General features: G+C 60.8%; 15 protein-coding genes. 11 read left to right on the forward strand and 4 right to left on the reverse strand.

Features of this window, described 5'->3' with window-relative positions; all coding sequences use genetic code 11:
* Positions 1 to 26 precede the first annotated feature (26 nt).
* The 7 genes from fapC to AC58X1_RS04090 all read left to right on the forward strand — a co-directional run bounded on the left by fapC (position 27) and on the right by AC58X1_RS04090 (position 7,778).
* On the forward strand, positions 27 to 1,463 hold the full coding sequence (gene fapC / locus AC58X1_RS04060; protein WP_101319684.1) for an amyloid-like fimbrin subunit FapC: 1,437 nt from the start codon (positions 27 to 29) through the stop codon (positions 1,461 to 1,463).
* Between the two features lie 61 nt (positions 1,464 to 1,524).
* Entirely contained in the window at positions 1,525 to 2,205 is a 681-nt protein-coding gene (fapD, locus tag AC58X1_RS04065) for a fibril amyloid maturation endopeptidase FapD (RefSeq protein WP_150569157.1), read from the forward strand.
* Positions 2,206 to 2,242: 37 nt separating this feature from the next.
* Positions 2,243 to 2,989: a fibril amyloid subunit FapE gene (gene fapE / locus AC58X1_RS04070; protein WP_101319688.1), complete on the forward strand. Its 747-nt coding sequence runs from the start codon at positions 2,243 to 2,245 to the stop codon at positions 2,987 to 2,989.
* A 46-nt stretch (positions 2,990 to 3,035) separates the two neighbouring features.
* Positions 3,036 to 4,319: a fibril amyloid transporter FapF gene (fapF, locus tag AC58X1_RS04075; RefSeq protein WP_103437478.1), complete on the forward strand. Its 1,284-nt coding sequence runs from the start codon at positions 3,036 to 3,038 to the stop codon at positions 4,317 to 4,319.
* Between the two features lie 134 nt (positions 4,320 to 4,453).
* The gene (locus tag AC58X1_RS04080) at positions 4,454 to 6,652 is read left to right on the forward strand and encodes an LTA synthase family protein (RefSeq protein ID WP_497428393.1); all 2,199 of its coding nucleotides are present in this window, start codon (positions 4,454 to 4,456) and stop codon (positions 6,650 to 6,652) included.
* Positions 6,653 to 6,790: 138 nt separating this feature from the next.
* Entirely contained in the window at positions 6,791 to 7,177 is a 387-nt protein-coding gene (locus AC58X1_RS04085) for a VOC family protein (protein ID WP_101319692.1), read from the forward strand.
* A gap of 31 nt (positions 7,178 to 7,208) precedes the next feature.
* Complete coding sequence (locus tag AC58X1_RS04090) at positions 7,209 to 7,778, forward strand: hypothetical protein (protein ID WP_188036056.1); 570 nt, start codon at positions 7,209 to 7,211, stop codon at positions 7,776 to 7,778.
* Between the two features lie 54 nt (positions 7,779 to 7,832).
* Here the strand turns inward: AC58X1_RS04090 and AC58X1_RS04095 are convergent, their stop codons facing one another.
* Positions 7,833 to 9,503: an MFS transporter gene (locus AC58X1_RS04095; RefSeq protein WP_497428394.1), complete on the reverse strand. Its 1,671-nt coding sequence runs from the start codon at positions 9,501 to 9,503 to the stop codon at positions 7,833 to 7,835.
* A gap of 263 nt (positions 9,504 to 9,766) precedes the next feature.
* Here AC58X1_RS04095 and AC58X1_RS04100 point away from each other — a divergent pair, with 263 nt between their 5' ends.
* Positions 9,767 to 14,644: an NEL-type E3 ubiquitin ligase domain-containing protein gene (locus tag AC58X1_RS04100; RefSeq protein ID WP_497428395.1), complete on the forward strand. Its 4,878-nt coding sequence runs from the start codon at positions 9,767 to 9,769 to the stop codon at positions 14,642 to 14,644.
* A 5-nt stretch (positions 14,645 to 14,649) separates the two neighbouring features.
* Here AC58X1_RS04100 and AC58X1_RS04105 read toward each other — a convergent pair whose 3' ends face one another.
* Complete coding sequence (locus AC58X1_RS04105) at positions 14,650 to 17,115, reverse strand: UvrD-helicase domain-containing protein (RefSeq protein ID WP_497428396.1); 2,466 nt, start codon at positions 17,113 to 17,115, stop codon at positions 14,650 to 14,652.
* Positions 17,116 to 17,338: 223 nt separating this feature from the next.
* On the opposite strand from AC58X1_RS04105, the gene AC58X1_RS04110 reads away from it, so the two are divergent.
* Positions 17,339 to 18,037: a pirin family protein gene (locus tag AC58X1_RS04110; protein ID WP_150569152.1), complete on the forward strand. Its 699-nt coding sequence runs from the start codon at positions 17,339 to 17,341 to the stop codon at positions 18,035 to 18,037.
* Between the two features lie 18 nt (positions 18,038 to 18,055).
* Here the strand turns inward: AC58X1_RS04110 and AC58X1_RS04115 are convergent, their stop codons facing one another.
* Positions 18,056 to 18,970 carry a site-specific integrase gene (locus tag AC58X1_RS04115; RefSeq protein ID WP_497428397.1) on the reverse strand — a complete coding sequence of 305 codons (915 nt, stop codon included), beginning with the start codon at positions 18,968 to 18,970 and terminating at the stop codon, positions 18,056 to 18,058.
* A gap of 213 nt (positions 18,971 to 19,183) precedes the next feature.
* On the opposite strand from AC58X1_RS04115, the gene AC58X1_RS04120 reads away from it, so the two are divergent.
* Both AC58X1_RS04120 and AC58X1_RS04125 read left to right on the forward strand, forming a co-directional pair.
* Entirely contained in the window at positions 19,184 to 19,831 is a 648-nt protein-coding gene (locus tag AC58X1_RS04120) for a DUF1345 domain-containing protein (RefSeq protein ID WP_150569150.1), read from the forward strand.
* A gap of 175 nt (positions 19,832 to 20,006) precedes the next feature.
* A complete protein-coding gene (locus tag AC58X1_RS04125; protein WP_220633693.1) occupies positions 20,007 to 20,267 on the forward strand; it encodes a DUF1652 domain-containing protein in 261 nt (86 codons plus the stop codon).
* On the opposite strand, the gene AC58X1_RS04130 is transcribed toward AC58X1_RS04125, so the two are convergent.
* Positions 20,264 to 22,345: a putative bifunctional diguanylate cyclase/phosphodiesterase gene (locus AC58X1_RS04130; RefSeq protein WP_259073479.1), complete on the reverse strand. Its 2,082-nt coding sequence runs from the start codon at positions 22,343 to 22,345 to the stop codon at positions 20,264 to 20,266. The genes AC58X1_RS04125 and AC58X1_RS04130 overlap by 4 nt on opposite strands.
* Between the last annotated feature and the right edge of the window lie 9 nt (positions 22,346 to 22,354).

Consider the following 22,354-nt stretch of genomic DNA (forward strand, 5'->3'; position numbering starts at 1 on the left):
ACCTAAAATAAGTACGGAGAATCACCATGAAACCTTCGATGGCAATCAAGCCTCTGGTTTTCGCAATTGCTGCGATCATGGCTGTAGCTGTACAAGCTGATGATCGGCGTGGCAACGGGCATGGCAATGGCAACAACAACCAGCCCCGCACGACCATCATCCCTATTAGCGCAACTGCCAATGCAATCGACCGCCAAAGCAGTACAGGCAACACGATTCACAATGAAGGCACCATCAACGAAGCCGAAATGAGCAGCTCCGGCTCCGGCGCCAGCGGCAACGTCGGCGTCAACGTTGCGGCCGGTAACGGCAACCAACAGGATAACGCCGCGGCCATCGCCAACGCTGCTTCTGATTCCAGCCTGGACAACAGCTTCGTGTTCGGCACCGCCACCGCAACTGCCGACGTCAAGCAATACAGCAACAACAACAAGGTCAACAACTGGTCGACCCAGAGCTCCGCGGTGATGTCCGGTTCGGCATCTGGCACCAGCGGCAACGTCGGTATCAACATTGCCGGCGGCGACCTCAACCAACAGAAAAACACCATGGCGATCGCCAATACCAACTCGCCTATCGGTAACTCGGTCGCCACTGCCCGCGCCGATCAAAACGGCCCAGGGCTAACCGTCAACAACCGTGCAGATCGCAGCTACACCGTCGAAACGCTGAGCTTCACCACCTCCTCCAGCGGCTCCTCGTCACGCGAAGGCACCTTCAATTCGACCGACGACCGGAGTTCCTCGTCGAGCCTCAACCTGAGCGGCTCCAACGCCGCCGCGTCGAGCGGCTCGCACAGCTCCAGCGCCAGCGGATCGAACAGCTGGTCAGCCAGCGGCTCGGGCAGCGCCAACGCCAGTGGCTCCAACAATGCCAATGTCAATGGCTCGGCCAGCGGCAACGCCAACAGCAGCAGCTCGGCTTCGCTGAGCGCAACGCTTGCCGCCGCAGCCGACGCAGCGCGTTCGGTGACCTTCACCAACGGCGACCGTGAACGCACCCGCAGCGAAACCGCCAGCGGCTCGCTCAACGCCTCGCTGGACGCTTCGGTCGATACCTCGCACCAGACCAGCTACGATTCTTCGTTCGAAAAATCCTTCGGCTCTTCGTATGACAAGTCGCGTGACTACTCCTACGACAAAGCGCGCGATTCTTCCTACGATAAATCCCGCGAGTCTTCCTACGAGAACGCTTCTGCTTCTGCCTATGAAAAATCAGTCGAGGCGGCTTCCGAGTCTTCCAACGACATTTCCAAAAGCTACAGCGAAGCCAACTCGTATGACCTGAGCAACACTGTTTCCTTCCAGGTCCTGACTCCTACCGGCTGGGCCAACCCTGTGACCAACACCGCTACCCTGAGCGGTTCGGTCAACGGCGGCAGCGGTAACCTGGGCGTCAACGTCGCATCCGGTGTCGGCAACCAGCAAAGCAACTCGCTGGCAATCTCCAACACCTCGTTCTGAGTGTTGCCTCGAAGGCCCCCTGCCAAGGGGGCCTTTCTCACCCGAAGCAGAAGGCCCGATCATGCGCATTATCGCCCTGGCGTGTTTGCTTTGCCTGGCCAGCCTGAGTGAAGCGGCGCAAATGCCACTTTCCGTGCTGCCCAATGGTGCGGTGGTGTACAAACCCATTCAAAGTGTTCGCGAGCGCAAGTTCGCTGACCTGGTGCAGCAGAAGACCGACTTCAGCTGCGGCGCAGCAGCGTTGGCAACCATTCTGCGCCAGGCCTATTGGCTGGACGTCAACGAAGAACAGATCATCGAGGGCATGCTTGCCCACGCCGATCAGGACATCGTCCGCGTGCAAGGCTTCTCGATGCTGGACATGAAGCGCTATGTGGAAAGCCTGGGCATGCGCGCTCGCGGCTACCGCGTCACCACCGACACCCTCAACAGCATCCGTATCCCGGTCGTGGTGCTGATGGATATCCGCGGTTACAAGCACTTCGTAGTGATGCAGAAGGTCGACAAGGGCTTCGTCTATATCGGCGACCCGGTCCTGGGCCACAAACGCTACAAGACCGAAGATTTCATCAAGGGCTGGAACGGCATCATCTTCGCCATCATTGGCCAGGGCTACGACAAGAGCAATGCCCTGCTCGACCCACCCCAACCTTTGACCGCCAAGAGCCGCGTCAACGGCTTCACCCCGCTGCAAGACGCCGAGTTGATGGACTTCGGCTTTATCCAGAGCGACTTCTTCTAACACTAACAACAGGGGCAGCAAGCTCCGGGAGCACGCGATGAAGATTCCACTGTGGCTGGCACTGACCTGCCTCGCCGCCAGCCTGCCAAGCCATGCCCAGGTACTGCAACCGATCGAACTCAAGGACCAGGAACTGGCCAACCTGCGCGGCCGCTACGTGCTGCCGGGGCGCATTGTCAGCTTTGGCCTGGTCATGAGCAGCACCTGGGAGAACGCCAAAGGCGAGGTGATCGGCGCACGCTCGTCGATGCAGATCCAGCAATCCACCATCAAGCCGCAGTTCTATGTGTCCTTGATTGACGAAAAAGGCACCGGCACAGCTTCGACGCAAGCCCCTGGCACTGGCACCGTGACAGGCGGCAACGGACTCAACAGCACCACCGGGGTCACTCAGGTAGTGCGTGCCGCTGGCGATCACAACACCGCCTACAACGATGTCGATATCAATGTCAGCCGCGGCAACCAGGCTCCTGCCAGCGAACCCCAAGGCCAGGTATTAGCGGCCGGCACGCAGTTGGTAGGCGCCAACGGCGCAGGCTCGTTGAGCGTTTCTTCAAGCGGTTCCGGTATTCAGCTGAACATCGCCGCAGGCAACAACCAGGGCAGTACAGTGCAACGCCTGGCCCAAGGTGGACTGATGCAAAACACCACGTTGCTCGGCGCTGGCAACCAGGTTCGCAACATCACCTCGCTCAATGTCGTGCTGCGTGACAACGTCGCCGGCGCGGGCGCCATGAACGGTAATCTGGACCAGCTCAAAGGCATTCGCACTTTAGGATTCTGATCTACGCTCTGTCTCATCACATGTAGTCAGAAGGGACGGCTAACCCATGCATCGATTGACCACGATCAGAGCTATCGTTTGTCTGAGTAGCCTGACTCCGGCGACATTGCTTTACGCCGCTGCCGACCCTCAGGTCGAAGCGCTCAAACAAGAACTGATCGAACTCAAACAGCGCTACGAGGCGCAGCAGAATGCGCTGATGGTGCTTGAGCAACGAGTGCGTCAGGTTGAAGCCGCGCCCCCGGCCGCGCCACCGCCCAAGCGCCTGACCCGTTCCCCTGCCGAATCGGTCAAGGGTGGCCAGAGCGTGGCCGCCGGCGCGCCAGGTGCATCCGGTAGCTCGTACGGGCAGTCTCTGCAGGACGACTCGGAGCCGGCGCAGAGCGTTTCCAACCTGTATGACGAGGCCAGCGGCTTCTTTGGCCGCGGCAAGTTCAGCGTCGAAACCGGCATCACCTACACCCACTACGACACCCGCGCACTGACCCTCAATGGTTTCCTCGCGCTGGACTCGATCTTCCTCGGCAACATCAACCTGGACCGGATCAAGGCCGACAACTGGACCCTAGACCTGACGGCGCGCTACAACCTCGATCAGCGCTGGCAGTTCGATATAAACGTGCCTGTGGTGTACCGCGAGTCGACCTACTCTTCAGGCGGCGCTGGCGGAGCCGGCCCCGTCACCTCGGATGCCACCGTGACGCGCGACCCGACCATAGGTGATGTCAACGTCGGCGTTGCCTACAAATTCCTCGATGAATCGGAAGATTGGCCGGACGCGGTATTCACCCTGCGGGTCAAAGCCCCGACCGGCAAGGATCCCTACGGCATCAAGCTGGTCAACGACCCTACCAACGACAACCTGTCGGTGCCCGAAAGCCTGCCGACCGGCAACGGCGTATGGGCGATCACGCCGGGCATCTCGCTGGTCAAGACCTTCGACCCGGCGGTGCTGTTCGGTAGTTTGTCTTACACCTACAACATGGAAGACTCGTTCAGCGACATCAGTGCCCAGGCCAACAGCAAGGTGCCGGGCGACGTCAAACTGGGCAACTCGTGGCAGATCGGTGCCGGTATCGCCTTTGCCCTGAACGAGAAGATGAGTATGTCCTTCTCGGTGTCGGACCAGTTTGCCAGCAAGAGCAAGATCAAGCCTGACGGTGGCGACTGGCAGTCGATCAGCAACAGCGACTACAACGCTGCCAACTTCAACATCGGCATGACCCTGGCTGCGACCGACAACCTGACCATCGTGCCAAACCTGTCGATCGGCCTGACCGACGACTCGCCAGACTTTTCCTTCAGCTTGAAATTCCCTTACTACTTCTGATCCGGCAAGCACACGCGGGCGCTTCGGCGACCCGCGTTTTGGTTACTTGCCTTGTCCAATCCGGCCTCGCCGAGCTACGCCTGTTATCATCCAACAGATTTGTGTGACTGTTTGATGGCAGGAAGGACGCTTTGGTGAAAATTATACTCGGCCACCCCCGCGCACGGTTGTGGGCGCTGACCGTACTGGTCTTGCTGATGCCCTTGGGCGTGCGCGCTTTGTTGGGCTGGTCCAACCCATTTGGTTACTTATCCGATCTGGCCATTGGCAGCCTGCTGGTGCTGACTCTGCACCGCTGCGCCTGGTGGCTGGCGATGCCCGTATTGATCGCCTGGGCAGCGCTGCTGGTGGCCTCGGCGGAGCTGGTCAGCGCGGTAGGCAGGCTGCCGGCCAGCGCCGACCTGAATTATCTGTTCGACCCCCAATTCATGGAAAACTCCACCGGTGGCGCCCTCGCCCACGCCTGGCTGCCCTGGGTGTTGCTGGCAGCCGTAGTGGCCTGGCTGGCGAGCATCTGGCTGACGCGCGGCGCCGTGTCGCAGGCATTGCCGCGCAAAGCCTGGGCGCTGCCAGTACTGTTGCTTGGCACGCACTGGGCTGGCCAGCACCTGCTACCGTCCGACGCTGACCAGTGGCGTCAATTCAACCTGCCCCATCAGTTGCTTTCGGCAGGCGTGGGTGATCTGCAGCGCAAGGCGAACAAGCACTTTGGCGACAATCTGCCGGTCCCGGTGCTGGAAAGCGCCGGTCTGACCCAGTCCGACCTCAACGCGCCGCGGCTGCTCGATGGCCCTGGCAGCGCCCGCAACGTCCTGGTGATCACCCTAGAGGGGATTCCCGGCGCTTACGTGCGCGCCAACCGCAAGGCCTTGCACAGCCGTTTTGACGAGGAGCTGATGCCCAACCTCAGCCGCTGGGCCGAGCGTGGCATGAACACTCCGGATTACGTTCTGCACACCCACCAGACCATCCGCGGGCTATACGCGATGCTCTGCGGCGACTATGACAAGCTCGCCAACGGCACCCCCAAGGGTGTCGAACTGCTGACCCAGGAGCAACGCAACCAGGCCTGCCTGCCCGCGCAATTGCGTCAAGCGGGTTTCAGCACGCATTTTCTGCAGGGCGCCGGACTGCGCTTCATGGCCAAGGACCGGGTCATGCCGCACATTGGCTTCGAAGATGTGCATGGGCTGGAGTGGTTCAGCAACGCCAACTATCTGGAGTTCCCCTGGGGCAAGGACGACCGCGCGTTTTTCGAAGGCGCTCACACCTACCTGAACCAACTGCGCAAACAGAACAAGCCGTGGATGCTCAACCTGCTTACGGTAGGCACTCATCAGCCCTACTCAGCACCTGAGGACTACCTGCAGCGCTTCGACAGCCCGAAGCAGGCGGCAGTGGCGTATCTGGACGATGCGCTGGGCGCGTTTCTCGATACGCTGGAGCGCGAGGGCGTACTCAAGGACACGCTGGTCGTGATTACCTCGGATGAATCCCATGGCATCGACGGTGTGCGCCTGGCTTCCTCCTGGGGCTTCAACCTGACCCTGGCGCCGGAACAGGCCAGCCTGCCACAGATAAAGAACGGCACCTATGGGCATGTCGACCTGACCACGTCGATTCTCGATTACTTCGAATTGCCGATCCCGGCGGCGCTGGGCGGCCGCTCGTTGTTCCGCGAGTACGATAGCGGTCGCGAGATGATCTCGTTCACCAACGGCATGCTGCGCTACCACAACGGCCAAGGCACCTATACCGAGTGTGACTTCCAGCAGCGCTGCCGCAACTACGCCAGCACTGGGTTCATTGCCGACACGGCCAAATACCTCGGCCCGAGCAGCGACGACGTCGGCCAGCAATTGGCCGATCTGGCCACCACCCTTGACCGCTCGCTGCTGCAAAGCCCGCTGAACCTGCGCTACCAGTTTGGCGGTACCAACCGCATCGCCTTGGGCAAACACGCCGACAATGACTGGACAGACAACCTCATCGGCGCGCAGTACCTGGAAATGCCCGAAGGTTCGCGCACGCGCATTCGCCTGGAGGTTCGCGCATTGGACCCGGCCCATGTCGCGCACTTGCAGCTCAAGGCCAAGGAGTTCGAACAGGACGTGCAAGTCGGCCTGCCGGAACAAATGGTCGCGACCGCCGACGAGCCCATGGTTCTGGAGTTCGATTTCGATAACCCGAGTGTACGCAAGGCCTTCTCGTTCCACCTGCTGGGCTACGGCGAAGGCGAGATCGAAATCAGCGACTTCAGTGTGATCACCGCCATGCCTGGCGAAGAAGACAACCTCGACGAGCTGGACGGGCACGTCGCCCAGTCCAGCTGACGCTACTGCAACGCTATTGTGCAGCCGCCAGGGAACTCGGCAAAGCTGCGCTGCCTCTACTTGAAAGACGCACTGGTGAAGTTCACCCGAGCGTCTTTACTTGAATAAAAACAATAGCGTCACAGAGGGATGTGCCCCATGAAGATTGTGGTCACCAGTATTCTTGTCGACGATCAGGCCAAGGCTTTGGCTTTCTATCACTACGTATTGGGTTTTGCCCCCAAAGAAGATGTACCCATGGGTCGGCATCGCTGGCTGACCCTGACCTCGCCTGACGTTCCCAACGGCGTCGAATTGCTCCTCGAGCCTGACGACCACCCGGCGGCAAAAGCCTACAAGATCGCCATGCGCCAGGACCAGATCCCCGCCACCTCATTTGCGGTCAAGGATATCCAGGCTGAGTACACCCGCCTCTGCGCAGCCGGTGTCGCCTTCACCAAACCACCTACCGACCTCGGCGCGGTCACCGTCGCCGTGTTCGATGACACCTGCGGCAACCTGATCCAGATCGCTCAGCGCCACTGAGCACCAGCGTCGTCAACGCAAGGAATGGCCCATGCGCTACGAATTCAACGAAGTGCTCAACGATCAGATTGATTATTTTCTGCTTGGCGACATCCAGCTGCTCGCCCGTTTCAAGGAAGAAAACGGCCTGCCCGACGACCTTGCCTATGAATTTACCCACACTGACAGCGGGGATCGGGCAGTGCTGGAAGGCGTGGTGCTGCCTCTGGCCGGCATCGAAAACCTGCCCTATACCGTTATCTTCAGCCTTGATGAAGTCAGCGCCGCCCTGCTCCAGCCAGGTAGCCAGCTCAAACACCGCCGAGAGGGTTATTGGTTACGCGTGGAAAATCGTGCGGTGATGCTGTTCACCTGGCGGATCCTGCAGCATTTCACCAACAAGACCATGGGCGATCTACTGGCGCGCTATCAAATGCGCAACCGGCCGATCATCGAGCTGGAAAACGGCTGGTACCAGGTTGAGGTACTGGCCGGTGCCGTGCTGCGCGATGGCCTGTATGAGCCCACGTTCGAGTTCATCTTAGAATCTGCTGCGCGGCGCATTGACCGCGCGCCAGTCGACACCGCTTACGCCTTCACGTTACGCGCTGACATAGCCTGAACCGAGGCCCGACGGGAGCCGGCCGAGGCCGCTCCCGCAGGCAGTCCCAGGGCGTCAGGTAATGTCCCGATCCTTGGTTTCGGGCAGAAACAGGATCCCCAACACCGCCGTCATCAGCGCAATGATGATCGGGTACCACAGCCCATAGTAGATATCGCCCGTGGCCGCGACCATGGCGAACGCCACGGTCGGCAGAAAACCACCGAACCAGCCGTTGCCGATGTGATACGGCAGCGACATCGAGGTGTAGCGGATGCGCGCCGGGAACAGCTCGACCAGCCAGGCGGCAATCGGCCCGTAAACCATGGTCACGTAGATCACCAGAATCGTCAGCAGCAACAGCACCATGGGATAGTTGATCTTGTTCGGGTCGGCTTTTTCCGGGTAGCCGGCTTCTTTCAAGGCTGCGCCGAGAGTGGCGGTGAACGCGTCATTGCGGAGTTTGAACTCTGCACTGGCCAGGCTGCTGCCATCAAAACTGGGCACCTGCCGCTCGCCAATCTGGATCTGGGTCAGGCTGCCAGGTTCGGCGTGCTGGTTCTGGTAGGGAATCGCACGCTTGGCCAGCAAGCTCTTGGCCACGTCGCAAGAGCTGGTGAATTTGGCTTTGCCCACCGGATCGAACTGGAACGAACACTGCTCAGGATCGGCAATCACCACCACAGGGTTCTGCGCCTGGGCGACAAACACGTCCGGATTACCGTATTGAGTCAGGGCCTTGAAGATCGGAAAGTAGGTGAACGCCGCAATGATGCAACCGGCCATGATGATTTTCTTGCGGCCGATGCGGTCGGACAGGCTACCGAAGATGATGAAAAACGGGGTGCCGATCAACAACGAGCCAGCAATCAGCAGATTGGCCGTCTGCGGGTCGATCTTCAGGGTCTGCAGCAGGAAGAACAGCGCGTAGAACTGCCCGGTGTACCACACCACCGCCTGCCCCGCAGTGCCGCCAAGCAGCGACATGATCACCACCTTCAGATTATCCCAGCGGGCGAACGATTCGGTCAGCGGTGCTTTGGACTGCTTGCCTTCAGCCTTCATCTTGAGGAATACCGGCGACTCGTTGAGCTGCAGGCGGATGTACACCGAGACAGCCAGCAGCACGATCGACAGCAGAAACGGTATACGCCAACCCCATGCTTCGAACGCCTCGGTACCCAGCGCCGTACGACAGGCAAGGATCACCAGCAGCGAGAGAAACAGGCCCATGGTCGCGGTGGTCTGGATCCAGGCGGTAAAGAAACCCCGCTTGCCCTTGGGTGCGTGCTCAGCAACGTATGTCGCGGCGCCGCCGTACTCACCGCCCAGCGCAAGGCCTTGCAACAGCCGCAAGGTAATCAGAATGACCGGGGCTGCTACACCGATGGTCGCGTAACTGGGCAACAGCCCGACCACTGCGGTAGACACCCCCATGATCACAATGGTGATCAGGAACGTGTGCTTGCGCCCGATCATGTCGCCGAGGCGGCCGAACACGATTGCGCCAAACGGGCGCACGGCAAAGCCTGCAGCAAAGGCCAGCAGCGCGAAGATGAACGACGTGGTTTCGTTGACACCGGCGAAGAAGTGCTTGGCGATGATCGCCGCCAGCGAACCGTAAAGATAGAAGTCGTACCACTCGAAGACTGTGCCCAGGGACGACGCAAAGATGACCTTGCGCTCCTCCTTGGTAATGCTGTGCTTGGGCGCGCTGCCCGTCGATGTGCTGTTGATCGCCGACATGGGTTGCCTCCGTCGTGCATGAGTAGGCCGGAGTACTACACAGTCGAGCACCGCACCCTGGCCCTTGGGCTTTTCTTGGATCACGGTTGCGCGAAGCACGACGAAGCAGACCGCCTCGGATCGCAGCAAGGTAAGTTCAAGCATAATCGCCTTTGCCGGGATCGCCAGCCGGCTACAGATGTCGCGCCTGAACAGCGTTATATACCGCCAGGGCCGATCTGCCGTAGGGTTCGATGGCGCTCCAATTCGACAGGAGTGCGACCATGAGCAACCACCCGTTTCATCACGCGCAAATCGTCCGTAGCCTGCCCGCCTGGAGCAAGGAGCTGCACCCTGACCATGTCAAACAGGTGCTCACCCGCGCACGCAAGGACTATCTGGATTCCACGGGCGTACCTTACCCGTGGTACGCCAAGGCCCTGCCCATCGAGCAGGATGCCATTCGCCGGGCAGTTGCTGAGCGCGACCGCAGCCAGCAGATGCTGAAAGCGTTGCTGAGTCCGCTCAAGGGCATCAGTACCTTCTGCCGCCCGCTACTGCAAGAGCGGCTTGCGCTCAGCACTTCGGTTGACCAGGCACAGTATGTCTATCAAGCCACGCAGGTCGAGCAACCGACCGTCCCGCCGGGTGGGCCGAGCGTGCCAACCACGCCGTTGCCGGTGATTGCCAAAGGTCAACCACAACTGCGCAGTTTGCTTGAAGCCGCCCTGCACAACTTTGAAGGGCCTGAAGACACCACGCGCCTGAGCCGGCTGCAGAGCAGCGCAGAGCAGATCACTGGCCTGCCGGAACTGAGCCTTGCCGACTTCATCGGGCACTGCCGGGCGCTGGATCTGGGCCAGAAGTTTCAAGATCACTTGAGCAGTGTCTATGACGGCACGCAGGCCAGCCAGATCCGCGATGCCGCGATCAAGGCGCGCCGCGACGAGTTTCGACTGCAGGCACGCATTGCCTCGCTCAAAGGCCTGCTGAGCAGTCAGAACGCCGCCGCAGCGCACGCGCTGAGTGCTGACAACGCCAGCGCCGACCAAGCACTGCAATGCTCGCAGATCCTGCTGCTGGGCGTACCGATCCACGAAGTCATGTTCATCTCTCGGGCGGGAAGTGCCGAGGGCGGCCCGGCCATACTGTACATCCCCGGGACAACAGACCAGATCAGGGAATATGCATCGATCGCAGACAGTTTCACTGCCTTCAAGCAGGCACTGCTCGACCCGCAGGTGCGCAAGCGTTTGCTCGCTTTTGTCCCTCAGAGCCAGCAATCGCAGCTAAAGGTCAAACTCATGCGGGCACTGTACGAGAACAGCGAGGACCACGACGGGCAGGCGCTGGTCCCACGGCGATCGGTTCATCTGGATATCGTCTTCACGCCGTTGCCCAGCCAACCCTGGTCAACCCTCGAAGCGAGGCACGTGGCCAGGCTCAAGAGCGATGCGCGCAGCATTGCCGTGCCCACTGCCGACATCGACGCCAACGTGCGCGAGAAACAACTGCTCCACTGGTTGGACATGGGCATGACGATACTTAACGTAGCCGCCTTCTTCATCCCGGTGCTAAACCCGCTCATGCTTACGCTGGGCGCAGCGCAGATCATGGGCAGTGTTTTCCAGGGCATCAGTGCCTGGGAAGACGGCGACAACGCCGAGGCCATCGCGCAGCTGGAATCGGTCCTGCTCAATATTGCGGTCGTCGGCGCAATCGGCGGCGGTGGCGCTGTCCTCAAGGCCTCCGGCTTTATCGACGCAATGCAGAGTATCCGCGTGGGCGATGAAGAACGACTCTGGCATGCGAGCCTGTCCGGCTACGCCAGCGACATCCAGATATCTGCCTTGCAGGCACCCGATCAAGCGGGACTGTATCACCTCGACGGGCGGACCTACGTACGCATCGATCAAGCACTTTATCAAACGGAGCAAGCTGCGGACGATGCCTGGCGGGTACTGCATCCGCAGAATCGCCAGGCATATTCACCGGCGCTCGAGCGTAGCGCCGGCAGAGCCTGGCGGCTGGCCCACGAATCGCCACTGGAGTGGGATCGCCCGACGTTGCTGCGTCGGCTTGGCCGCTTGGCTGAATCATTGAGTGCGTCCGACCTCGACAGCGCCTGGCGCAGCACGGGGCTTGACGACGGCGTGCTGCAACGCGTGCATGTGGCAGGCGAGAAGATGCCGTCACTGCTCGAAGATGCCCTGGCCCGCCTTGAAGCCGATCGACAAGTCAGCGAGATCATTGATAGCGTACGCAACGCCCGCCCTCTGGCGGCCTCTTACAACTTCGCCCTGCCCGAGCTGGTGCAGCTACACCGCTGGCCGCAGGATCATGTCATTCAGGTCTTCGAAGGCAGCGAACGCTGGGGTGCGTCGACCTTCTACAGAGCCCAGACGCAAGCCTTGGGTGAAGTGGTGATCCAGATCAGCCGCAGTGAACTGGAAAACGGCGAGCTGGCCGAGGTCGTTCTGTCGCAGATGGAAGATGCCAGCGTCCTGAGTGACGCCAGCGTGACCGAAACAGAGCGCGCGCAAGCCTTGCAGAACCAGTTGGCCGACAACCTCGAAGCCAACCGTCAGGACGTGTTCGACAAACTTTACCCCGGTTCTCAGGCACCAGCCACGATCGCGGTCACGCGCCTGCGCGGACAATTTGCCGGCCTGCCCCGAGTGGCTGCAGAAGAAATCGAAGCACACGCCAGCAGCGTCGAACGCCAGCAGATGAATGCTCAATCGGGGCGTATTCCGCTGCGTGTGCTTGAGGAGGCACGCCTGATGCAGGCACGCGCGCGCCTCGATCGGGCGATTCTTGGCCTGTATCGCCCGTTTCTCGCCAACACCGACACCAGCCTGTTGATCGAGGGTCTGCAAGCCCGCCAACCTGAACTGCGTGGCATGCAGCTGTTCAGCGCGGCAGCAGCTGACCGTGCCCAGGCTGCCAAGCTGATCGGGCAACAGCCGCTACCCTCGCGCGTGCGTTCACCACTGCGCCTGGCAGACGGGCGGATCGGCTATCCCCTCAGTGGTCGCGGTGTACCACGACCGCGCGGAACCACTCCAGCACGACGACTGCAAGCCCTATACCCAGAGCTGGACAGCAGCCAAATCAACCAGTTACAAGCCGAACTAGCCCAGGGCGACAACCTCGCAGCAGCCATTCAGCAGCTGCAAACCGAGCAGCGGACCCTGCACCATGAACTGGCACGATGGACCAATGCCGCAGCGGACATCCTTGAACGTGACGAGCGCCAGCACTGCGCCGAGGTGTTGAAACGTTCCTGGCGCCGTGAAGGTGGTGCCGAGCGCGACACGTTGACACTTGAACACATTCGCCTGGCCGAGCTGCCGGTACTGACCGCGCGTTTCCCGCACATTCGCTCGTTGAAAATCGACGGTCTGCAGTTGCAACGACTTCACGCCGATTTCTTTGCAAACTTCCCGAAGCTGGAAAAACTGACCTTGATTAGCCATCCGCAACTGCCCGGCGAAGCGATTTTTACCGCGCTGCGTGGGGCTCCGGATCTGATCCAGCTGAAGATTTCCGGCTGCGCCCTGAGTGAACTCTCTACCACTGCACATCAAGTTCTGGGGGCCATGCGTCGCCTGCGCATTCTCGATCTGGGTTATAACCAGCTCACTCTGGATCATGCCCAGATGACCTTTCTGGCCACCCTGCGGCTCGACGCACTGAGACTGAGCAACAACCGCATCGTCCTCGATCAGGCATTGGCCGAGGCCTTCCAGAACCTGATCAACCTGCAGGCCCTGCATCTGGACTTCAACCCGCTGGGTGTGCCGCCTGACTTGAGCTACATGGCACGTTTGAATCAATTGTCGCTGGGCCACTGTCAGTTGCAGGCCTGGCCACCGGGCTTGACCACCCTCATGAGCCAGCCACAGTACCAGCTGCGCCAGCTGGAACTGTCATTCAATCGGATCCACACCGTACCGGACCTCGCGGCGGTGATGCGCACGCCGTACGCTCGAGACCTGGGTGCGGGCTTGCCGGGGCGAATCTGGCGTTTCAACTATAACAACCTGGAGGCAGAGACACGCTTGCGCTTGCTGAACATCGGTGTCAACGCCTACGAGCACGAGGCAGAGGTGGCGCAGTGGCAAATGTTCTGGCGAGGCAATGCCACGCCGGCACAGGAGCAACTCTGGATCTCACTCTTCGAGCATGGCGAGAACACTGAACTGTCCGGGGTGCTGGAACGACTGGTGCAGTCTGCCGAAGCGCGTCGTCAGCCTGAGGCGCTGGCCAAGCGCGTCTGGGCATTGCTCGAGCAAGCTGCGGCAGACAGCGCGCTGCGTCAATCGCTCGACGAGGTCGCCCAGGCGTTCCCGCCAACGTGTGGGGATGCCGGCACGGATGGCTTCAGTGCACTGGAAATCGAAGTACTCACTCACCTTGCCAGCCGCAGTGAAAGCCCTCTGGCAACTCAGTTGCAGCTCTACCGCAAGTTGTTCAGGCGTGCTCAGGTCGACGCGCTGGCCGACCGCATCGCGCTGCGTCGCACCTTGCGCAAGGCCGCGCTGCAAGAAGCCGACCTCACCGGTGACGAGGTCAACCTGCCAGCGCTGGACCCGCTCGACGACGTCAACGCCGCACCGGACTTGGAGCTGCATGCAGGGCTGATCGACGACATCGAGATTCGCCTGGCCTTGCGTCAGCAACTGGCGCCCGTTCTCGACTATCCGGAACCGAGCAGCGGCATGCTGTACGAACAGATAGCGATGCTCAACGCGCAAATCCGCAGCAACGTAGCCAACGAAGTCCGCCGCCTTGATCTGGACACTCAGGCCCGGCACAGCTGGTTGCTGGAGCAACCAGCGTGGGAACATAGCGTGCGCCGGCAAAACGCTGATCAGTTCCTGGCGTTGACCGACTACTGGCGTGCCGGGCTCGACTACATCGACTACTGCCTGGACGAAAGCAACGAGCCGGTCACCCAGCTCTCGGCATCGGTCATCAATACATTGCAGACGGCGCTGGGCCTATCCTTGCTGGACACAAGCGGCAATCTGCTGAGGATCCCGCTGAACTCGGCTCAGTATCAAACCGCGATCGATGCACTGCTACTGGAGCAGAAAGCCGTTGAGCAAGGTTTGTTCGAGAGCATTACCCGGAGCCTGGAAAGCACCACCGCCTGACGCTGCTAACTGCCGCGCAGGTCTTCGAAGAAGGCCTGCCGGCCATCTACCTGGGTAGCCGCCCGCGGCAGTTTTGCGGTTTCGCTGCGGGCCGCTTCGACATGCCAATAGCAGTGTCTGACCGCTCGGGTCATGGCGACATAGGCAAGCCGCTGCACCTCTTCCTTCTGCGCCGTGTCAAATGCCTGCGCATCACCGGCGCGGCCTAGCCCAGCCAGACGATAGACCTGATTCTTGTATGGAGAGCTGGTCAGGTACTGACAGTCCCCGAGCATGAATACCGTATCGGCCTGCAGCCCCTTGGCGCTGTGGTAGGTCAGCTGACGCAGTCGACGTTGCGCTGCCGGCACACTCGCATCCATCGCGCATACTTCTTTTATATGCTCTGAAATCAGAAGCTTATCGCTGCTTTTTCGAAACAGTATCATCACTGATTCGCCGCGTTTATAGTGCTCGATCACCGTCTGACCAAGCGCAGCCTCATCCCGCTCAAGCACCTTGACCGGCGACAATGGCAGGCTTGCCGCGGGGCCACTGGCCCGGGCTTTCTTACCGGCGATCGCCGCGGTGCCCTTGACCATGTGCTCTGCCGCATCGATCACGTGCTGCTGACTGCGGTAATTGTCGATAAGCATCACCCGCGTGTTCGCCGGCGACGGGAACGTCTTGCTGAATTCGATGAAGTACTTGGGCGAACTGCCTCGCCAGCCGTAGATCGACTGCCAATCATCACCCACACACATCAGTGATGCATGCTGGGCGTTGCGTGCGACATGCATGGCTGGGCCGCGCCGTCGAATCTCCGCGAGGCTGGCTCGCAACCAGCTGACGATCTGTGGCGAGACATCCTGAAACTCGTCAATCATCAGGTGCGCCAACGGGCGCAGCAATGGATCGGGCAACAGCCGCAGATTTTCTGGGTTGTTCTCGCCAAACAAGGCGAACATGCGGTTGTAGCTCATCACCGGTGGAGACTGCGCCAACAGATGTGACTCCAGCGCTTTCCAGAACAAAGCCAGCGCCTCGAAAAACACCGCATCGTTATCGCCAGGAGGGAAACTCATGGCGCTCACAGCGGCGCTGACATCCAGGCCGAGGTTCTCGATAAAGGCGGCGGCGCTGACAAATGCATCGAGCAAAGGCGCCGGGGCAAGCTCGCCATTGACCTTGTACTCAAAGCCCGGACCAGCCACCGCATCACCTGCCAAAGTGGCAGCCAAGCGCTTGGCGCTCGCATAGTTATCCAGCCAGATCAGTGGCTTATCGCAGAATGCTTGAAACAGGGTGCGCTTCACCGCCCATTCTGCACGGACGGTAAGCTTGGCCCCGGGACGCTGGTACTGGGCGCTTTCGCTTGGATCAAAGCCAAGTACCACCAGGGCGTCCTGCCCAGCCAGGCGGCCGTGCACGTGAAACTGGCTACCGCGGATCTGCACCGTTTCGCGGCAAGGCTCGATGCCCTTGATCGGCCAGGCGCCCGCGCCGAACCACAGATCCTCAATCACATCACACAGTTCTTCATCGCGCTGAGCAGCCAGTTGGGTCACTTGCGCGCGCTTTTGCACATCCGGGTGATCCGGGTCCAACGGCTTGAGCTGCAAGGCCTCGCGACGCAGAGCTGAGATCAGCTCGGCAAAGCGCGGACTGCCCCCAAGCAGGTCGCTGTAGCAGCTGTTCAGTTGCTGGCGCTGGGCATCATTGAGGCGCAGATCGAATGGGTTGCTATCGGCTTCGCTCAGACCCTCGTTGTCGTTGCCCAGGTTCTCGAATGCGCGGAGCTGGCCAAAGCCCGGCAGGCTGCGCACCAGCGGCAGGATACGCGAATGAAAAGTACGCACCAGCTCACGGGCTGCAGCGGGCGCCAAGCTGATCTGCCAGTGGTCGAAGACCTGCTGCAGACGCTTGATGAAATCCAGCCGTGACTCGCGGGTAAAGGTCACCACGGTCATCGCATCCAGCTCGTAGCCCAGGTAGTGGCGCAACAACAAGATGCGCAAGACCAGCGAAGTCGACTTGCCAGCGCCTGCGCCCGCCACCACACAGGTCGACGGTGTGTCGCTGAAGATCAGCTTCCACTGCGCGGCGCTGGGCTGCGCAGCTGCGGGCAGACGCTGGGCAACATCAGCCTTGAAACGCTTTTTCAGTTCAGCAGTGACCGGCAAACGCCAGTCGTCGAACAGGTTGTTGTCTTGCCCGGGGCCTGCGCCCTGCTCTGGACGGGTATCACGAATCACCAGTACCTGCCGGCCGGCTTCATAACCCTCGGCGCGGCCCTGCTCAAAGCCCTCGCGCAAGCCATCGACATGGCCACTGCGCTGCCCGGTGGCGTGGCCGAGAAACCACGAGTCGCGGTGCTGCGCTTGCAGCCGGCTCAAGCCTCGGCCCAACAGTCGTGCGGCCAAACGGCGCAACCAAGGCAACTGGGCAGGTGGAATCAGTTGGGCGGGGCTTTGGGGAAGCTCGTGCGACACGGTCACTCCAGTGCGATCAATACATCGGCTTATGGTGGCTGCAACGCGTAAAAATCGCCAGCAATTGCTTGCACATCAGCCTATTAGCCGATGAATCGCATAATTGACTGCAGCTCTATACATCGGCTAAGACGATGGTTTTGAGCCGTTATTTACGCTTATATTCGATTCTTTTTAGCTGCATCATGGCGTCCATCCAACGCTATTCAGGGAGCCGACTGCCATGCTGCACCTAAGACCTTTTGCCAGCCTGGGCCACGCCAATCACGGCTGGCTCGATGCTCATCATCATTTTTCATTCGCTGAATACTACGACCCAACGCGCATGCACTGGGGCAACCTGCGGGTCTGGAATGACGATCTGATCGCCGCCGGCAGCGGCTTCCCGCCGCATCCGCATCGGGACATGGAGATCATCACCTACGTCCGTGAAGGGGCGATCAGCCACGAGGACAGCTTGGGTAACAAGGGCCGTACCGAGGCCGGCGATGTGCAGGTCATGAGTGCTGGCAGCGGCATCGTCCACAGCGAGTACAACCTGGAGAAGGTCGACACGCGGATTTTTCAGATCTGGATCATCCCTGAACGTGTTGGCGCAGCACCGGCCTGGGACGTTCGCCCGTTTCCCAAAGGCGAACGCGGTGAAGGCTTTGTGACCCTGGCCAGCGGTCGCAGCGGCGACGAGCAGAGTTTGCAGATCCGTGCCGACGCAAGATTGGTAGCCGCCACCTTAAGGGCCGGTGAAACCGCACGCTACAGCTTCGATGAAGGCCGCCGGGGCTATCTGGTACCCGCCAAAGGCAGTATCGAAGTCAACGGCGTGCGGGTGGAGACGCGTGATGGTCTGGCCATCGAGCAGGAGCCGGTGCTGACCGTGACGGCGCTGGAAGACAGCGAAATCGTGCTGATCGACGTCGCCTGACCTGCATAGCCAAGCGCCTCAGTAGTCGAACCGATCCACCGCCCTGCGCCGCTCGTTGTCATCGCGGCGGTCGTAGGCCGCTGTGGTCTGGATATTGGCATGGTGGGCCAGCTTCTGCGCAATCGACAGATCATGCTCTTCAATGACCCGGGTAATGAACGCCCGGCGAAAATCATGCGGCATTATCTTGACCCCGACCTGCGCGCCGCGCTGGCGAGCGATGTAATAGATCGCATGCTTGGTGATGCGCGCGCGGGTGATGTGGTTGCCGCGGCGGATGCGATTGAACAGGAACTCATCATCGGCTTCGCCGACAGGTAGCTGCTCACGGCGCAAGTCCAGCCACGCCTGGAGTTTTTCGAACGCCCAGGCCGGTGCGTACTTGACCAACTGCCGGTTGCCCTTGCCCACTACCTGCAAACTGCGCTCGGTGAAATCGACCTGCGCCAGGTTGATATCCACCGACTCGGACTTGCGCATGCCGGTGCCGTACAGCAGTGCAATGATCGCAGCGTCCCGCACACCTTGCGGCCGCGAGTCGGCGGCGCAGGCATCCATCAGTTCACGAATCAGGCTGCGCCGCAGATTGCGCCCGGGCGGCAGCCGGCTGCCGGTCGCCGGTTTGACCTCACGCATGCGCAGCAGCTGTTCATGCCCTATCAAGCCCTGGCGCCAGGCTTCGTTCATCACCCCACGCACGGCATTGACGTACAGCGAAGAGGTATTGGGCGCGTAACCGTCTGTGCGCAGCGCCGCGACCAGGGCGATGATGTGCCCAGGCTCAAGCCGGTGCCAGGGCACGTCGGCGATATCACAGTCGATGAAGCCGAGCCGGTCGGCGGCGTCCTGCAGAATGTAGCGCATGGTCAGCTGACTGGAAGGCGCCAGCCGGGCGAGATACTGCAACAGGGGTTTTTGCAGAGAATCGGTCAAAACATGAATCCTATTCCTTGAACTTCAAGCTGCAATCAATGCCATCATCTTGATATGCAACAGGTTTGGCCCTTCGAGCTGCCCTGATGGTACCGGAAACACCACGCCGTTGCTGACCAGCAAGTGCCCGTGTGCACCGACGCTTGCGATGTTATGCACCGCGCCAGCCCAAAGCGCTAAAGTAAAGCTCACCGCCCCTGCCAGCGAGGCCCTATGGCACTGCACCGTCTGACCCGCTCTCACCCTCGCCTGACGATCGCCACCCTTGCCGGGCTGGTTGGCGGCTGGTTGATTCCGGCCGAAACCCTGATCCAGCACCTGCTGGCCGGCTGGAACCTGGGTGTCTGGCTGTATGTGCTGCTGGTGCTGTGGCTCAGCTGGCGGGCCACACCGGCCAAGGTTCGCCAGGTCGCGCAGATCGAAGACGAGAATGCCGGCCTGGTGCTGTTCGCGGTCTGCCTGGCGGCAATTGCCAGCCTGGCTGCAGTGGTGCTGCAACTGGCAGCCAGGCAAGACCTGCACGGTAGCGAGTTGACGGTGCACTACCTGTACACCGGGCTGACCGTAGCCGGCTCCTGGCTGCTGATCGGCTGCATCTTCAGCCTGCATTACGCGCGACTGTTCTACACCTCGGCACTGCCAGAACCGCCCCTGCGCTTTGCCGATGGCGAGCGCAACCCGGACTACTGGGACTTCCACTACTTCGCTTTCACCCTCAGCGTGGCCGTCCAGACCTCCGACGTCGGCGTTGCCGACCGCGGTATCCGCCGGGTGGTTCTGGCGCAATCTCTGGTGGGTTTTGTCTTCAATACGGCGATTCTGGGGATCACCATCAATATCGCTGCGGGCTTGTTGGGCTGAATATGCCGACGAAAACGTTTGCCTCAATGCGCTAGCCGTGACCGAGGTCAAGCACTGGTATAAATGTCATCTTTTGTACGAGAAACTACCGCCTCAGGTGCTAAGGTTACAGTCCTTGGCGCCAATTGACAGCGCAACACTCAACCCTTTCCTACACAAGGTCGAGGAGGCAAGCATGAACAAGATGACGTTTCCCAATGCTTGCCAGGTGATGCGCTGGCACTTCCATCCTTTGGGCTTTGAAGCCAGCATGGATGCCCCGCGCAGCATGATTGTGCGCCTGTTCGATCGCGAGTCGGGCGAAACCGTGCTGGCCATCGCCGGTATCCCCTGCAGCGCGATCATGGCCGCCAGCGATGTCGAGCGCATCATTGAAGCTGTCGAAGATGCAATGGCCGCTTTCATCCCCTCCTTTGTCCTGCGCACTGCGGTCTAGCTGACCTGAGGCGCTTCGCGCGGCGCGAGCCCTGCCATGAATTGCTCTGCCGGCACCGGTCGGCCCATAAGATAACCCTGCAACGAGTCACAGCCCAGACGGGTGAGAAAATCCTGCTGACTGTCGGTCTCGACACCCTCGGCAACGATACGCAGGCCCAGCGCCTGGCCTAGAGCCACAATTGCCGAGACGATCGCTGCATCGTCGCTGTCATGCTCCAGGTCGCGGACGAAGCCGCGATCGATCTTCAGCTCATTGGCCGGCAGACGTTTGAGGTACATCAGGCTCGAGTAGCCGGTACCGAAATCGTCGATGGAAATATCCACGCCCATATCGGACAGCCTCTGCAATACCAGCAGGCTGGCATCCGCGTCACGCATGGCGGTGGTCTCGGTGATCTCCAGGGTCAGGTTGTTGGCGGGCAGCTGATTGCGCTGCAATGCCTGGGCAACCCCGTCGACCAGACCGGCGTAGCAAAACTGGATGGCCGACAGATTTACCGCGATGCGCCAGTCTTTATGCCCCTGCTCGAGCCATTGACGCATCTGCCGACAGGCTTCGCCAAGCACCCATTCACCGATTGGAATGATCAGCCCGGTTTTCTCGGCCAGGCTGATGAAGCGGTCCGGGTACAGCAGGCCATGTTGCGGATGCTCCCAGCGCAGCAAGGCTTCGGCACCGATCGGCACCCGCCGGACGGCGTCGAACTTGGGCTGGTAATGCAGGCGGAACTGGCCCTGTTGCAGCGCGACACGCAAGTCCTGCAGCAACTGCAACTGCTGGCGTGCATCGCTGTTCATCGAGACGTCGAAAAAGCTGTAGCCGTTCTTGCCAGCGTTTTTGGCGTGGTACATCGCCGCATCGGCGTTGCGCAGCAGCTCGTGCTGATCCATGCCGTTGCCTGGATAAAGCACGATACCAATACTGGCAGTCAACTGCAGGTCGTGTTCCGCCACTCGATACGGCCGCGACACCAGGTTCACCTGCTTGATTGCGACGCCCATTGCGTCACCCGGCTCTTGCAGCTCGACCAGCAGCACAAACTCATCGCCACCGATGCGCGCCAGCGTGTCCTGGCTGTGCAAGTGGCCACGCAGGCGCTCGGCCACGGCCTTGAGCAACTGGTCGCCGACATGATGGCCGAAGGCATCGTTGACTGGCTTAAACCCGTCCAGGTCGATGAACATCAGGGCAAAGCAGGTGCCCTGCTCGCTCGCCTTGCCGATGGCCTGCTCGATGCGGTCAGCCAACAGCGTGCGATTGGGCAGGCCGGTGAGGATATCGTGCAGGGTCAGCTGGGTCAGCTCCTGGTTGGCCAGCGTCAGCGAGCGGGCGAGTTCGGTAGTCCGCGCAATCAGGCGTGCATCCAGCACCGACGTGAGCAAGGCCACTGCAATTACGGCGAGGGTGGTGATCAGTACCAGGTAGACCAGACCATCGCCTTTCAGGCCTGTGCCAAGCGCGCCGCAGTAACTGCCCTCAGGAAAGCTTGCCGCGGCCATGCCGGTGTAGTGCATGCCAACGATCGCAATGCCCATCAGCACGGCCGCAGCGCCGCGGATTTGCCGCACGTAAGGGGTCTGCCGGCGCAGGCGGAAAGCGATCCACAGCGCTGCTGCGGATGCACATACCGCAATCGCCAGTGAAGCGCTGAACAATTGAGGATCGTAATCGATCCCTGGTTGCATGCGCATCGCGGCCATGCCCATGTAATGCATGCTGCTGATGCCGGTGCCCATGATCAACGCGCCGCAGGCCAGTTGCAGCAGAGGCAGGCTGGGTTGGTTGATCAACCACAGGGCAAAACCTGAGGACAGCACCGCGATCAGCAACGACACCAGTGTCAGAGTCAGGTCGTAGCCCAGGTCGATCGGCAGGCTGAAGGCGAGCATACCGATGAAATGCATCGACCAGACCCCGCTGCCCATCGCCAGCGCCCCGCCGCACATCCACAGATGAACGGCACGCCCCTTGGCCGTGGCAATGCGCCCGGTCAGGTCCAGAGCGGTATAGGACGCAAGAATAGCCACGCACAGTGAGATCAACACCAGCGCGGGGGAATAACTACCGATTAGCATGGGGGTTCC

The sequence above is a fragment of the Pseudomonas sp. PGPR N4 genome, from assembly GCF_059693665.1.

Coding starts and splice junctions, on each gene's coding strand:
- AC58X1_RS04120 (WP_150569150.1), top strand. CDS start 19,184: ATGGCACTGCACCGTCTGACCCGCTCTCACCCTCGCCTGACGATCGCC.
- AC58X1_RS04130 (WP_259073479.1), bottom strand. CDS start 22,345: ATGCTAATCGGTAGTTATTCCCCCGCGCTGGTGTTGATCTCACTGTGC.
- AC58X1_RS04090 (WP_188036056.1), top strand. CDS start 7,209: ATGCGCTACGAATTCAACGAAGTGCTCAACGATCAGATTGATTATTTT.
- AC58X1_RS04110 (WP_150569152.1), top strand. CDS start 17,339: ATGCTGCACCTAAGACCTTTTGCCAGCCTGGGCCACGCCAATCACGGC.
- AC58X1_RS04085 (WP_101319692.1), top strand. CDS start 6,791: ATGAAGATTGTGGTCACCAGTATTCTTGTCGACGATCAGGCCAAGGCT.
- AC58X1_RS04095 (WP_497428394.1), bottom strand. CDS start 9,503: ATGTCGGCGATCAACAGCACATCGACGGGCAGCGCGCCCAAGCACAGC.
- fapE (WP_101319688.1), top strand. CDS start 2,243: ATGAAGATTCCACTGTGGCTGGCACTGACCTGCCTCGCCGCCAGCCTG.
- fapC (WP_101319684.1), top strand. CDS start 27: ATGAAACCTTCGATGGCAATCAAGCCTCTGGTTTTCGCAATTGCTGCG.
- fapF (WP_103437478.1), top strand. CDS start 3,036: ATGCATCGATTGACCACGATCAGAGCTATCGTTTGTCTGAGTAGCCTG.
- AC58X1_RS04125 (WP_220633693.1), top strand. CDS start 20,007: ATGAACAAGATGACGTTTCCCAATGCTTGCCAGGTGATGCGCTGGCAC.
- AC58X1_RS04100 (WP_497428395.1), top strand. CDS start 9,767: ATGAGCAACCACCCGTTTCATCACGCGCAAATCGTCCGTAGCCTGCCC.
- fapD (WP_150569157.1), top strand. CDS start 1,525: ATGCGCATTATCGCCCTGGCGTGTTTGCTTTGCCTGGCCAGCCTGAGT.